This window comes from Brachybacterium sp. Z12 (assembly GCF_014400405.1).
Taxonomy (GTDB): domain Bacteria; phylum Actinomycetota; class Actinomycetes; order Actinomycetales; family Dermabacteraceae; genus Brachybacterium.
The window spans coordinates 2,283,911-2,296,875 of sequence record NZ_CP060496.1 but is presented as its reverse complement, the minus strand read 5'-3'; the positions used below and the strand labels follow the sequence as shown (position 1 = coordinate 2,296,875).

13 protein-coding genes and 1 pseudogene are annotated in these 12,965 nt (G+C 71.4%); 7 read left to right on the top strand and 7 right to left on the bottom strand.

What is annotated here, in order from left to right; all coding sequences use genetic code 11:
• Positions 1-138: 138 nt before the first annotated feature.
• From H3H54_RS12155 to H3H54_RS12125, 7 genes are all read right to left on the bottom strand, one after another.
• Positions 139-1,377: a DUF58 domain-containing protein gene (locus H3H54_RS12155; protein ID WP_262424080.1), complete on the bottom strand. Its 1,239-nt coding sequence runs from the start codon at positions 1,375-1,377 to the stop codon at positions 139-141.
• Positions 1,378-1,447: 70 nt separating this feature from the next.
• A complete protein-coding gene (locus H3H54_RS12150; RefSeq protein ID WP_262424079.1) occupies positions 1,448-2,476 on the bottom strand; it encodes a MoxR family ATPase in 1,029 nt (342 codons plus the stop codon).
• Positions 2,473-3,684 carry a DUF4350 domain-containing protein gene (locus H3H54_RS12145; protein WP_262424078.1) on the bottom strand — a complete coding sequence of 404 codons (1,212 nt, stop codon included), beginning with the start codon at positions 3,682-3,684 and terminating at the stop codon, positions 2,473-2,475. The genes H3H54_RS12150 and H3H54_RS12145 overlap by 4 nt, the downstream gene beginning before the upstream one ends.
• Positions 3,681-3,980 carry a DUF4129 domain-containing protein gene (locus tag H3H54_RS12140; RefSeq protein ID WP_262424077.1) on the bottom strand — a complete coding sequence of 100 codons (300 nt, stop codon included), beginning with the start codon at positions 3,978-3,980 and terminating at the stop codon, positions 3,681-3,683. Before H3H54_RS12140 ends, H3H54_RS12145 begins: the two co-directional genes overlap by 4 nt.
• The gene (locus tag H3H54_RS12135; RefSeq protein ID WP_262424076.1) at positions 3,952-4,215 is read right to left on the bottom strand and encodes a hypothetical protein; all 264 of its coding nucleotides are present in this window, start codon (positions 4,213-4,215) and stop codon (positions 3,952-3,954) included. Before H3H54_RS12135 ends, H3H54_RS12140 begins: the two co-directional genes overlap by 29 nt.
• The gene (locus H3H54_RS12130; RefSeq protein WP_262424075.1) at positions 4,215-4,349 is read right to left on the bottom strand and encodes a hypothetical protein; all 135 of its coding nucleotides are present in this window, start codon (positions 4,347-4,349) and stop codon (positions 4,215-4,217) included. Before H3H54_RS12130 ends, H3H54_RS12135 begins: the two co-directional genes overlap by 1 nt.
• Positions 4,346-5,479: a glycerophosphodiester phosphodiesterase gene (locus tag H3H54_RS12125; protein WP_262424074.1), complete on the bottom strand. Its 1,134-nt coding sequence runs from the start codon at positions 5,477-5,479 to the stop codon at positions 4,346-4,348. The genes H3H54_RS12130 and H3H54_RS12125 overlap by 4 nt, the downstream gene beginning before the upstream one ends.
• A gap of 190 nt (positions 5,480-5,669) precedes the next feature.
• Between H3H54_RS12125 and mtrA the strand changes: the two genes are divergently transcribed.
• The 7 genes and pseudogenes from mtrA to H3H54_RS12090 all read left to right on the top strand — a co-directional run bounded on the left by mtrA (position 5,670) and on the right by H3H54_RS12090 (position 12,858).
• Positions 5,670-6,365: an MtrAB system response regulator MtrA gene (gene mtrA, locus H3H54_RS12120; protein WP_316249019.1), complete on the top strand. Its 696-nt coding sequence runs from the start codon at positions 5,670-5,672 to the stop codon at positions 6,363-6,365.
• A 16-nt stretch (positions 6,366-6,381) separates the two neighbouring features.
• Positions 6,382-8,103: an MtrAB system histidine kinase MtrB gene (mtrB, locus tag H3H54_RS12115; RefSeq protein WP_262424072.1), complete on the top strand. Its 1,722-nt coding sequence runs from the start codon at positions 6,382-6,384 to the stop codon at positions 8,101-8,103.
• Positions 8,100-9,803, top strand: a complete 1,704-nt coding sequence (locus H3H54_RS12110; RefSeq protein ID WP_262424071.1) for an LpqB family beta-propeller domain-containing protein — start codon at positions 8,100-8,102, stop codon at positions 9,801-9,803. Before mtrB ends, H3H54_RS12110 begins: the two co-directional genes overlap by 4 nt.
• A 94-nt stretch (positions 9,804-9,897) precedes the next feature.
• Positions 9,898-10,659: pseudogene (locus tag H3H54_RS18990) on the top strand (ComF family protein); the annotation flags it as partial.
• Positions 10,660-10,855: 196 nt separating this feature from the next.
• Positions 10,856-11,521 carry a ribosome hibernation-promoting factor, HPF/YfiA family gene (hpf, locus tag H3H54_RS12100; RefSeq protein ID WP_262424070.1) on the top strand — a complete coding sequence of 222 codons (666 nt, stop codon included), beginning with the start codon at positions 10,856-10,858 and terminating at the stop codon, positions 11,519-11,521.
• Between the two features lie 84 nt (positions 11,522-11,605).
• Positions 11,606-12,253 carry a hypothetical protein gene (locus tag H3H54_RS12095; RefSeq protein WP_395962713.1) on the top strand — a complete coding sequence of 216 codons (648 nt, stop codon included), beginning with the start codon at positions 11,606-11,608 and terminating at the stop codon, positions 12,251-12,253.
• Entirely contained in the window at positions 12,136-12,858 is a 723-nt protein-coding gene (locus tag H3H54_RS12090) for a DNA glycosylase AlkZ-like family protein (RefSeq protein WP_395963771.1), read from the top strand. The genes H3H54_RS12095 and H3H54_RS12090 overlap by 118 nt, the downstream gene beginning before the upstream one ends.
• Positions 12,859-12,965 lie beyond the last annotated feature (107 nt).

Below are 12,965 nucleotides of genomic sequence, written 5' to 3'. Positions count from 1 at the left end.
CCGACCACGCCTGCCCTCTGAGCCAACCGGGCGCGACGAGCTTTCCGAGCGCGGCCATCCTTCCGGGCGCGAGCAGGCCTCAGGTCGTGACCAGCCGTCCGAGCGTGACCAGCCCTCCGTGGCCGGACACCGGTGAGCTCAGAGCTTCCCGGCGGCTTTGAGGGCGAGGTAGGCATCGGCGAGGGCCTGCGGCGCACGGTCGGGCGGAGCATCGACCACATGGGCGCCCACGCGCTCGAGGGCGTGCGAGACACCGGCCTGCTCGGACCGTGCCTGCTCCGCAGCGGCTGCTCGGTACACGGTCTCGAGGTCGCCGCGCCCGGCGGCGAGCTGCTCGAGCGCCGGATCCGCGACGGAGGCGACCACCAGGGGATGGTCCTTGGCCAGTCGGGCGGCGACCGGCAGCAGCCCGGTGTGGATCACGGAGGCCTCGACCGGGGTGATCAGCACGACCAGCGCACCGCGCCGGGCACGCTGCGAGATCGTGCTCGCGGCCAGCTCCCAGTCGGTCTCGACCAGCGCGGGCTCCACCGCCGCGGTCGCGGTGACCATGTCGTGCAGCACCTTGGTGCGGGTCGAGCCGAGCACCGAGAGGTGGGGGATGCGGTCCACGCAGATCAGGTCGACCCGGTCCCCGGCCTGTCCGGCCAGGGCGGTCAGCAGCAGCGCGGAGTCGAAGGCCGCGTCCAGCCGGGTGGATTCTCCGAGCCGTCCGGCCGAGGTGCGGGAGGTGTCCACCACGATCAGCACGTGACGGTCCCGCTCGGGGCGCCAGGTGCGCACGACGACGCTGCGGCGGCGGGCCGTGGCGCGCCAGTCGATCGAGCGAACGTCGTCGCCATCCACGAAGTCGCGCAGGGAATCGAACTCGGTGCCCTGGCCGCGCTGGTGGATCGCCGCCAGGCCCTCGATCTCCCGCAACCGCTGCACCCGGGAGGGCAGGTGGCGTCGGGAACCGAAGGGGTGCAGAGCCAGCAGACGGCCCGGGGCGTCCACCGTGGTGGTGCGCCGGGCCAGGCCCAGCGGACCGCGTGAGCTGATCAGCAGGGCACGGGAGCGGTGCTCGCCGCGCCGGGTCGGGGTGAACGACTGCGGGACCGCGCGGCGCTCCTGCGCCGGGACATCGAGCGAGGAGCGCTGCGACTCGAGGCCCGCGGTGGGGTTCCAGGCGTCACGCACCTCGAGCGCTGCGGCACGGGAGGTCGGGTTGGTCAGCAGCAGCCGGCCGCCCACGGTGTTGCCCAGCCGCACCTGCGTCGGCGCCTGGCGCTGCACCCGGATCCGGCGCGGGTCGGTGGCCCTCAGCGCGTCGGCGAGGACCACCAGCGCCCACAGCGCCACCAGGATCAGCAGCACCCACCAGTGGGGCCAGAGCACGATCACGGGCAGCGCGAGCAGCGCGACCAGGGCCGCGCGGGGGTCAGAGAGATCCTCATCGACGGTCGCCTCAGCGGGGGACCGGGACGGAGGCGAGAGTCGCGGCGAGGACGGCCTCGACCTGGGTGCCCTCGAGCTCGGCCTCGGTGGTCAGCCGCACCCGGTGGGACAGGGTGGACGGTGCCATGGTCTTGACGTCATCGGGGGTGATGAAGTCGCGTCCGGAGAGGTAGGCCCAGGCGCGCGAGGTGCGCAGCAGCGCGATCGCGCCACGGGGCGAGACGCCCAGGGCCAGGCTCGGCGAACGGCGCGTCGCACGGCACACATCGACGATGTACTGCACGACTGGATCCTCTGCCACCACGGCGCCGACATCCTGCTGAGCGCGGTGCAGCGAGGGGATGTCGACCACGGCACGCAGCCCCATCGCCGCGAGGTCGGTGGTGTCGAACCCATCGGCATGACGGCGCAGCACATCGACCTCGACCTCCCGCTCCGGCAACGGCATCACGGCCTTGAGCAGGAAGCGGTCCAGCTGGGCCTCGGGCAGGGTGTAGGTGCCGTCGAACTCGATCGGGTTCTGGGTGGCGATCACCAGGAAAGGATCGGGCAGCGGACGGCTCGCCCCGTCGACGGTGACCTGCCGCTCCTCCATCGCCTCGAGCAGGGCGGACTGCGTCTTCGGGGGCGTGCGGTTGATCTCGTCGGCGAGCAGCAGGTTGGTGAACACCGGCCCTTCACGGAAGACGAGGTCGCTGGTGGCGTTGTCGTAGATGAGGGAGCCGGTGATGTCACCGGGCATCATGTCCGGGGTGAACTGCACGCGGCGCATCCGCACGTCGAGCGCTGCGGCCAGGGAGCGCACCAGCAGCGTCTTGGCCACGCCCGGCACACCCTCCAGCAGAACGTGACCGCGGCAGAGGAGTGCCACGACCAGGCTGGTCACAGCCGCGTCCTGGCCCACCACGCCCTTGTGGATCTCGGCGGAGAGCTGCTGGAGCTGGGCACGGGTGTCCAAGTCCACGTCGGCGCCGTCGGGCGTCGTAGGCGCTCCGGCCGGCTGGGGGTGCGGGGCAGCACCCGGGGTGGTGTCGGTCATCGGTCGATCTCCTTCTCGAGACGGTCGAGGTCGTGCGCGAGGCGCACGAGGCCCTGGTCGCTGGTGACGGGGGTGGGGCCGAGCAGCATGCGCAGCTGCTCGGGAGTGCGGTCCACATGCGGGGCGAGCGCTGCGAGCAGACCGTCGAGGGCGGATTCGTGGCGCAGGCCGAATCGATCCGCGAGGCGGGTCGAGGTCGCCGAGCGCAGTGCACGTGCGGCGGCGTCGCGCGAGTTGGAGCGCTGCAGCAGACGGGCGCGGCCCAGCACCAGCTCCTGCGGGCGGACGGTGACCGGCAGCGGCTCGACCACCACCGGCCCGAAGCGCCTGCCGAGCGCCACCAGGGCGACGGCCGCCACCAGCAGGAGCCACAGCAGGAGCGGTCCCGCCCAGTCCGGCAGGTAGCCCAGCAGGGTCTGCGAGGTCGAGCTCATCGGGTCGGTCGCCGAGGGGGCGTACCAGCTCAGCTCGCCGTCGGCCCCGAGGCTGCCCAGCACGAGAGCGGAGTTGTCCGCGCGGCCCACACCGTCGTTGGTCAGCAGATCCGCGCTGCCCAGCACGAGCACCCCGTCGTGCTCGGCGACGAGGGCACCCTCTTCGGTGCTGAAGCAGCTGCTGCCTGCATCGCCCACGCGGTATAGGGAGGCGGCGCCGCGGATCCCATCCTCGGCAGTGGGGAGCTCGAGCACGCCGGCGCCCTGCGAGAGGTCGCCGCAGTCCGGGCCAGCCTCGACCTGGCCGCCGGTGTGCAGGGGCGCCGGCGGGGAGATCTGCGGGGAGAGGTAGGAGAGGGTCACGAGGTCGGGCTGGACGAGCACCAGACGCCCGCCGGCCTCCTCCTGCGCGTCGGCGAGGGCGATGATCTGTTCGGCGCCGAGGCTGCCCGGCGCGGTGACCAGGACGGTGCGTCCGCTGTGCAGGGCCTCGACGGCGTCGGCCGTGTGCCGGTCGACGTCCACATCGACCCCGAGGTCCTCGAGCACCTGGACCACTGCCTTCGATCCCTGAGCGGTGGGGGCGTCGGGCTCGAGCGGACCGTCGCGGTAGTAGCCGCGGGCGACCGAGGCGAGGACAGCTGCGAGCATGGCGAGCACGAGAACGACGGTGAACCAGTGCCGGCGGCCCGAGCGGGGCTCCGCGGCACGGCCGCCGGCCTGGGGCGGCCCGGCGGTGGGGGCCGACGGGGCGGGGGCGGTCCCGAGGCTCATGCCTCGGCTCCCGCCGGCGCTTCACGAGCGGACTCGTGCTCGACCCCTGAGAGGTCGGGGGCGGATTCGGCGATGTACTCCGCCAGTCGCAGCAGGTCGTCCGCATGTTTGGCGGAGGCTGGGCGGTGGGAGTAGGCGGCGGTGTCGAAGGCGACGGCGCCTCGCTGCAGGCGACCGCGCAGCTCCGGGAAGGGCACGGCGGCGAGGGCGGCGGCCTCGTGCGCCGTCATCCCGGCGGTCACGTCCAGCAGGGTTCGCTCCTCCAGATCACGCACCAGCGCCCGCAGCGCCAGCACGACGCCGTCGTCGGTGCGGCCCGCGCTGATCGCCTCCCGCGCCGAATCCCGCAGCTGGGCACCGCTGAGCACCGGTTCGGCGTCGAGCTCGGCCGTGACCGCGAGAGTGCCCGCGCCGGATCATCCCGGTGCGGCGCAGCACCAGGAACGCCGCGGTGATCAGGGCGACCACGACCAGCACCGCGATCCCGGCCTGGGTGGCGGAGGAGCCGTCGATGCCGTCGAGGACCGACATCAGCCAGGCCTCGAGCGTACCGAGCAGCCAGTTGATGAAGCCGGGGAGTCGTCGTACTCCGGCTTCGACAGCTCCTCGAGGATGCGGGAGCGGGCCTCGTCGGGATCCAGAGGCGGGGGAGCGGCGGGTCTCACCGGGCCTCCGCCCCGTCCCAGGCCTCGCGGGCACGGCGGGTCAGCTCGATGTCCCAGGCGTCATGGCGCATCCGGTTGTCCGCGTAGACGGCCACGAATCCGGCAGAGAGGAAAGGCGCGAGCAGGAAGGTCGCGGCGTAGCTGCCGAGCATCGTGATCACGGTGAGCACGATCATGCCCAGGAGCATCCCCTCGAAGGAGGTGACCAGCAGCACGACCATGTAGAGCACGAAGGCGACCATGGTGAACATCCCGGCGATCACCTGTGCCGTGAACGAATAGAGCAGGTACAGCAGCAGTGCGGTGCCCAGGACCCTCCACAACCGGCGACCGCGCGTCATCGCGAAGCTCCGGCGGAGCGCGCCGAGGATCCCGACATCTTCCAGGACGAGGGCGGGGACGGCGAGCACGGTGCGGGCCCAGAGCCACAGCATGCACAGCACTGCGGCGACCAGGCCCAGCACCATCGGCACCACGGTCAGGACGGTCGCTTCCTCGAGCAGGATCAGCGGCAGCATCCCCACCCCGAACAGCACCACGAAGATCACTGTGGTGAGCAGCCCGATCAGCAGGCTCACGCCGACTGCGGGCAGACCCTTGCGCCGCATGGTGGCCCACATCTCGGCGGTGGTGACATGGGAGCCCACAGCCTCTCCCATCGCAACCCGGGTCAGGGCCACGGTCACGAGGGACGCGGACAGCATCGTGATGATCATGGTCACCACGCTGGAGACGACCATCAGCACGCCGTCGCGCACGTTGCTCATGCCGGTGGGCACGGCGTCGGGATCCTCGAGCGTGGCCTGCATGTCACCGATCATCGGGACCATGCTGGCGCCGGTCGCGAAGGTCATGATCACGAAGGCGACGCCGTAGACGGCAGCGGCGACCCCGAGCACTGACTTCGCGCGCAGACGGTAGATGCGCACCGCCGCGCCGAGGATCTCGCCGACGCCCAGAGGACGCAGCGGGAACAGCGGCATCGACTGCACCAGCTCACGCCGGGGGCCGCCCTGAGGGGCAGGCCTGCCGCCAGCGGGCTCCGTCGCGAAGGGGCCGCCGTCGGAGGTCGGTGACGGGGAAGGCTCGTTGCCGCCGCTCGTCCCGGGGGCGGTCCACTGCGTGCTCATCGGTCCTCCTGCTGATCGTGACGGCTGAGTTCCGGTCGCTGCGGCCGCGGAACGGCCGGGAGCGGATCTCCTGGGTCGACCCTACGGAGTGCGGAGGCCGCAGCCGATCCGACGAACGTCGAAGACCTCGCGTCTTCCGGACACCCCTTGCGGGCTCACCTCCCAGGTACGTCCCTCCGGCGGTGGCACAATGACCTACATGACGACGCCTTCACGGATCCTCGTGGTCGATGACGATCAGGCGATCGCCGAGATGGTCGGCATCGTTCTGCGCGGCAAGGGCTACGAGGTCGCCACTTCGCCCGACGGCGCTTCGGCGCTCGAGACGTTCCCGCGCCTGCGACCCGACCTGGTCCTGCTCGACCTCATGCTGCCCGGGATGGACGGGATCGAGGTGTGCCGCCGGCTGCGCCGCGAGTCCGGGGTGCCGATCATCATGCTCACGGCCCGCACCGACACCGCCGATGTGGTCGAGGGTCTCGAGGCCGGGGCCGACGACTACCTCACCAAGCCCTTCGAACCCGAGGAGCTGGTGGCGCGCATCAAGGCCCGTGTGCGCCGAGTCGAGGAGCCCACCACCGAGAAGCTCACGATCGGCGACCTCACCATCGACGTGGACGGCCACGAGGTGCGCCGCGGCGAGGAGCTGATCTCGCTGACCCCGCTCGAGTTCGACCTGCTCACCCAGCTCGCCCGCAAGCCCTGGCAGGTGTTCACCCGCGATGTGCTGCTCCGCGACGTGTGGGGATACCGCCACAGCGCCGACACCCGCCTGGTCAACGTCCATGTCCAGCGACTGCGGTCCAAGATCGAGCACGATCCGGAGAATCCCGCGATCGTGGTGACCGTGCGCGGCGTCGGATACCGCGCCGGGGGCGGATCCTGAGAGCACCGGCACACCCGTGAGCACCCTCGACGACGCCGGCGGTGCGCCCACGTCCGACGCGACGCGCATGGTGCTGGGCCCCGATCCGCGCAGCTGGCCGCTCGCGCTGCGGGTGGTGCTGGTGACGACCCTGCTGTCCCTCTTCGCGCTCCTCGCAGTCGGCGCCTATCTCTCCTCGGTGATCGCCGACGGGCTCTATGAGCAGCGCCGGGACCGGGTGCTGGAGGAGACCCTCGAGGTCAGGAGCGACCTCGCCGACACCCTGACGCAGGTCTCCAGCGCGACCAGCACACAGCAGCAGGATGCCGTCAACGCCTTCGTGCAGAGCTCGGGCGGGCAGGGCGGCGGCGACCGCAGGGAGGTCGCGCTGGTGCCGGTGGAGACCGCCGGCACCGTCTTCCCGGTGGCGTCCTCGGACCGGACCCTCTTCGACGAGGTCGATGACGAGTTCGCGCGCTCCGTCGCGGACAACCCGGAGACGGTGTCCTGGCGCTCGATCGGCCGTGATGACGGGGCGGGGGACACCGCACCCGCGCTGCTGGTCGGCTCACGCGTGATCGTCCCGGGAGCCGGCTCCTACGACCTCTACCTCGTCTACTCGATGCAGGAGGAGCAGGAGACGCTGGCTTTCGTGCAGCGGGTGATCCTCGGCGGGGGCGGAGTGCTGATGGCGCTGATCGTCGGCATCGGGATCGTCGTCGCGCGGATGGTGACCACGCCGTTGAAGCGCGCCGCGCACGCCGCCGAGAGGATGGCCGCGGGCGATCTGACCAGCCGGGTGGAGGTCGCCGGGGCCGACGAACTGGCCCGGGTGGGGGAGTCCTTCAACGACATGGCCCGCAGCCTCGAGCAGAAGGTCGACGATCTCACCGCGCTCTCCCATCTGCAGCAGCGGTTCGTCTCCGATGTCTCCCATGAGCTCCGCACCCCGCTGACCACCATCCGGATGGCCTCCTCGGTGCTCGATGCTCAGCGCTCGGAGCTGCCCGGCGAGCTGCAGCGGACCGTCGAGCTGCTCGCGGCGCAGGTCGAGCGCTTCGAGGTGCTGCTGACGGACCTGCTGGAGATCTCCCGCTTCGATGCCGGTGCCGCAGAGCTCGAGGCGCATCGGGAGGACGTGAACGCGCTCGTGCTCCGGGCGCTCGAGGATGTGCGGCCGCTGGCCGAGGCGCGAGGATGCGTGTTGGACGTGAGGCTGGCGGGCGGGGATGTGAAGGCGGTCGTGGATGCTCGACGCATCGACCGGGTCCTGCGCAACCTGCTGACCAACGCCATCGAGCACGGGGCCGGCGACCCGGTGCTGATCCAGACGGCGTCCGATGACGCGGCCGTGGCGGTGGTGGTCCAGGACCATGGTCACGGGATCTCCCCGGAGGATGCCGAGCACGTCTTCGATCGTTTCTGGCGCGCCGATCCCTCACGGGCGCGGACGCTCGGAGGCACGGGCCTGGGGCTGTCGATCTCGGTCGAGGACGCGCGCCTGCACGACGGCTGGCTGCAGGCCTGGGGGCAGGAGGGACAGGGTGCCGTGTTCCGGTTGACCCTCCCGCGTCGGCCCGGGGCCGTGCTGGCGCGCTCGCCGCTGCGGCTCGAGCGTTCCTTCGATCTGCAGGAGGCCGGGACCGCCTCCTCGACCCCGACCGGGGAGATCCGGATCGGTCCCGGCCTGCTCCCGGACCTGGAGGACACCGAGGTCGATCCCGCCCCGGAGACCGACGAGAACGGAGGGGCCCGATGAGACCTGCACGACGTCAGGTGCTGCGAGCGGCCGGTGCCGCGGCCGTGATCGGCCTCGGTGCGGCCTGTGCACGCATCCCCACCGACTCCCCGGTCGACACCCGCCTGTTGTCCGGCCAGTCCCAGCCCGGTGCGCCGTACGTGCGGGCCCTCCCCCCCCCGCACGACGCGACCGCCCAGGAGGTCGTCGCCGGATTCGTGCAGGCGGGAGTCGGCTCCGAGGACGATTTCGCAGTCGCTCGCGCCTACCTCACCGGGGACGCGAGCGGGGACTGGGACCCGTCTGCCGGGATCTCCGTGTACTCCGGCAGCCAGGAGCTGAAGGTCGAGGAGGTGGACGAGGGCAGGCTTGCACTCGTGCTCCAGGTCGTCGCCCTCGTGGACGGGCAGGGGGTCCGCTCTCTGCTCGCCGGCCCTGTCTCACGAGAGATCGAGGTCGCGATCGAGCAGGTCGACGGCCAATGGCGGCTCAGCGAGGTGCCCGACGGGATCTTCCTCTCGGAGGCCGCGTTCGAGACGCTGTACGGCGCGGCCCGGATCTACTTCCTCGACGCCCGCGAGCTGCACCTGGTTCCCGATCACCGATGGTTCCCGCTGAGACGCGGTGCATCAGCCGTGCTCGAAGCGCTCGTGGACGGACCCGCGACCTTCCTCGAAGGAGCCGTGACCAGCAGGATCCCGCGTGCTTCCTCAGTCGCCGAGGCGGTCATCACCACGGCAGCGGACGGCACTGCGCAGGTGGCGGTGCCAGCGGCGATCGCGGGCCTCGCTCACGCTCCCAGGATGCTGGCGCTGTCACAGCTCGAGGCGTCGCTGCGCTCGCTGCGCACCATGTCCGGCGTGCGGCTGGTGATGGACGGCCAGGAGGTGGTCCTGGACGAGCAGGAGCGGATCGAGCGCGCCTTGCCGGGGCATCGACCGCTCGCCGCCGGGCAGACCGGGATCATCTCCTTGGCGGACCCCGGCGCTTCGACGCCCGCCGCCCAGCTGGTGCCGGATCTCGAGGGGACCGAGGTCTCCTCTCCGGTGATCGCCCATGACGGGGTGCTCGCGGCGGCACGCAACCCGGAGGGTTCGGTGGTGCTGATCGCGTCGACGGACGGCTCGGTGCCCGTGCGCGAGGCCGCGACCGGTGGTGCGTTCGTCGCGCCCAGCATCGATGACGCCGGCTTCGTGTGGACCTCGACCGGTTCGAGCGCCGGTGCACTGCTCGCGCTGTCCGGGCAGGGCGCGGAGCTCGACGCGAAGGTCGACGCCCCGTGGCTGACCGGTCGCGAGGTCCGCTCCGTGCGCATCGCCGCCGATGGCACCCGGATGCTGGTGCTGTCCGCGGACGGCGGCGGAGCGCGGCTGGACCTGTGCGCGGTGGTGCGTGACACGACGGGGACGCCCACCTCGCTCACCGAACCGGTCATCGTGCGCACCTCCCTCGCGGAGGTCACCGAAGCCGGCTGGTACGACGAGATCGCGATGGTGGTGCTCGGGACGGACTCCTCGACAGGGGATCGACGCGCACAGATCGTGGACTTCGCCTCCGGTCTGGATGTGCTGCCATCTCTCGCCTCCGGCACGGAGAAGATCGCCGGCTCGGTGGTGGCCGAGTCGGTGTGGATCGGCACCGCGGACGGTGTCCTTCTGCGCAGCGACGGTGAGACCTGGATGGACGTCGATATCGAAGGCAGCGACCCGTCGTTCTACTGAGCTCCTCGACGGCATGGCCCCTCCACAGCGCCGCGCGGTCCACAACCGGGGCTGGGCTGCGACCTCCCGGGCAGTTCTGCGCTGAGATCGGGTCATGGAGGAGCACGACGGATCTGGCCGGCTGCGGCTGCTGCGCGAGGTGATCGCACAGACCTGCGCGCTGGTGGCGCCCCGACAATGCCCGTGCGGCAGGGAGGGAGCCTGGCTCTGCCAGGCCTGCGCGGCGCTGCTCCGGGCAGAGCCGCGCCGGGTGGACTCGTGCTGTGACGCACTGCAGGAGCTGACCGCCGCACGGGTGCGTGAGGAGCGCCGCGGCGAGCACCTCCTACCCGCTGGCGTCGACCACACCCCACTGCTCCCGGTGCTCGCGCTCGGCGAGTACGGCGGCGACCTGCAGCGGCTCATCCTGGCGTGGAAGAACGGAGGGATGCTCCACCTCGGAGCGCGGATCGCCCCGGCGCTCACCCCCGCGGTGGAGCTCCTGGCAGACCCGACCGATGGAGCCCCGGTGCAGCTCGTGCCCGTGCCCTCCCAGCGCAGCGCACGGCTGCGCCGCGGGGAGGACCACACCGCAGAACTGGTGCGCGCGATGGAGCGCAGCGGAGCGGGACGCGCCCTGCTGCTGGACGCACGACCCACCACCGCCCAGGACGGCCAGGGTGCGCGCCAGCGCCGGACCAGACAGATCCTGCTCTCAGGGCCCAGCGCCCGCAGAGCAGGGCGAGCGGCGGCGCCCGTGATCATCGTCGATGACGTCGTCACCACCGGCTCCACCCTGCGCGGGATGCACGAGGCGCTCACGGCCGCGGGCATGAGGGTGCTGGGAGCGGTCGTGGTCGCTTCCGCCAGGCTCCTGGGCAGGGAACGGATCCGCTCGGATCGAAGTGAGATTTCGGGACCAACGCACAGGAAACCTTCGGCGAAACGTGGCATGCTGGTGACACCCACCACACGAAGGTGGGACCCCCTTCATCAGGAGGTGCGACACCCAGCCGAAGAGCCATCGCGGCCGGGCTCAGAGCGGCCGCACCCGATAGGAGGAGAACCCACTCATGGAGATCAACGTCGTCGGACGCCACATGGACGTCCCGGATCGTTTCCGTCGCCATCTGGCCGACAAGCTCGACAAGGTCACCCAGCTAGCTCCCGCGGCACTCCGCGTGGATGTCGAGATCTCACAGGAGAAGAACCCCAGGCAGACAGAGCTGAGCGATCGCGTCGAGCTCACCGTGCATGAGAACGGCGCAGTGATCCGCTCGGAGGCCCGGGCGGACGACCTCTACGGCGCGCTCGACGTCGCCTACGGAAAGCTCCTCGAACGCCTTCGTCGTGCCCGCGACCGCCGGAAGGACCAGCGCCGGGGCCGCGCGCGTTCCCACCAGGGCGCCGGGGCGAGCCTCCGCACGATGCCCGCGGACCAGGAGATGCCCCCGCCCCTCCTCCAGGAGGACCCGCCGGAGCCCGCCGCCGAGCCCGAGGAGACCCCTCGCGCCGACGAGCACGACCTGGCCGATGCCGGCAGCCCCGTGGTGATCCGCGAGAAGAAGCACGCCGCGACCCCGATGAGCATCGATGACGCGCTCTATCGCATGGAGCTCGTGGGACACGACTTCTTCCTCTTCGTCGATGCCGAGACCGGCAACCCCAAGGTGGTCTACCGCCGCAAGGGCTGGAACTACGGGGTCATCGAGCTCGACTCGGAGCTGACCGCGTCCTGACCATCCCCGGGAACAGAGGGCGGGAGAGGCGCTACAGCGCCCTCCCGCCCTCTGCCGTGCCCCACGCGATGAAGGCACCACGACATGATCGAGACCCTCAGCTGGACCACAGCCCGACGGATCGCCCTGCGCGCACAGGGGATGGGAGGGGCGCGACGCACCCAGATGCCCGCCGCAGCGGTGAACCGTCGAGCGCTCCAGCGCACCCTGCAGCACACCCAGCTGCTGCAGATCGACTCGGTGAACATCTTCGCTCGCGCCCACCATCTGCCCGTCTACACCCGCACCGGGGTGTGGGATCCCTCTGTGCTGGAGCGGGCGGTGCGCCCGGGCCCGCATCGCATCGTGCACGAGAGCCTCGCCCACGAAGCCGCTTACACCACACCTGAGATCCACCGGCTGCTGTCCTTCCGCCGCCGGGCCACCTCGGAGCGGGACTGGGGAGAGATCCGGGAGATCGCCACCGCGTCGCCGCAGCTGTTCGCCCGGATCCGGGCGGCACTGACCGAGCTCGGCCCCAGCAGCGCCGCCGCCGTCTCGAGACATCTGGGCGACACCGAGCGCGGCGACGGGTGGGGTGGCGCCGCACCGCGAGCCAGTGGGCGGTGGAGTACCTGTTCCGCACCGGTGAGCTGGACTGCGTGGGACGGAACGCCCAGTTCGAGCGCCTGTACGTGCCCGCCGAGGACGAGCCAGCCCCGCCGGACGCGGGTGCCGCGATCCGTGAGCTGATCGCACGGGCGGCCGGATCGCACGGCATCGCCGAGATCTCCTCGCTGGCCGATTACTTCCGACTGCGCGTGCGGGAGGTCAGGCCGGCGGTCGAATCCCTGCTCGCGCAGGAGGAGCTGCGGGAGGTCGAGGTCTCCCATCCTGCAGGCCGCCGCCGGATGCTGCTGCACCGCGACGCACCCCGACCCACGGCCCTGCGCACCGCCGCGCTGGTCAGCCCCTTCGACCCGATCGTGTTCCATCGACCGCGCCTGGAGAGCCTCTTCGACGTCGAATACCGCATCGGCATCTACACCCCGGCCGCCCAGCGCACCACCGGCTACTACTCCCTGATGTTCCTGCTCGGCGACCTCATCCCGGCCCGGGTCGATCTGCGTGCGGACCGTTCCCGAGGAGTGCTCGAGGTGCGCGGCGCCTACCGCGAGCCGCTGCCCCATCTGCCCGCCCGTCAGCGTCCGGAGGATCAGGCCCTGACCGAGGCGCTCGCCGACGAGCTCGAGCGCGCCGCACGCTGGCAGGGCATGGACGGTTTCGAGGTCCTCACCGGGGAGGGGACCGGAGAGCTCTCCGCCGCTCTGGCGGCCCGCTGCCGGCAACTCGAGTAGCGGCGCATCCGTGGCCAGCGAGCGCTCCGCGAAGGTTCGTCACTATGGTCATCGGTGCCCGACCTGCCCGCCTCACGTGAGGATGCGCGCAGGTGGTCACGTTCCAG

Bases quoted from the DNA above. Each gene is read 5' to 3' on its own strand.
- H3H54_RS12145 (WP_262424078.1), bottom strand. From the start codon at position 3,684: ATGAGCCTCGGGACCGCCCCCGCCCCGTCGGCCCCCACCGCCGGGCCG.
- H3H54_RS12110 (WP_262424071.1), top strand. From the start codon at position 8,100: ATGAGACCTGCACGACGTCAGGTGCTGCGAGCGGCCGGTGCCGCGGCC.
- H3H54_RS12095 (WP_395962713.1), top strand. From the start codon at position 11,606: ATGATCGAGACCCTCAGCTGGACCACAGCCCGACGGATCGCCCTGCGC.
- mtrA (WP_316249019.1), top strand. From the start codon at position 5,670: ATGACCTACATGACGACGCCTTCACGGATCCTCGTGGTCGATGACGAT.
- H3H54_RS12150 (WP_262424079.1), bottom strand. From the start codon at position 2,476: ATGACCGACACCACCCCGGGTGCTGCCCCGCACCCCCAGCCGGCCGGA.
- H3H54_RS12135 (WP_262424076.1), bottom strand. From the start codon at position 4,215: ATGTCGGTCCTCGACGGCATCGACGGCTCCTCCGCCACCCAGGCCGGG.
- hpf (WP_262424070.1), top strand. From the start codon at position 10,856: ATGGAGATCAACGTCGTCGGACGCCACATGGACGTCCCGGATCGTTTC.
- H3H54_RS12125 (WP_262424074.1), bottom strand. From the start codon at position 5,479: ATGAGCACGCAGTGGACCGCCCCCGGGACGAGCGGCGGCAACGAGCCT.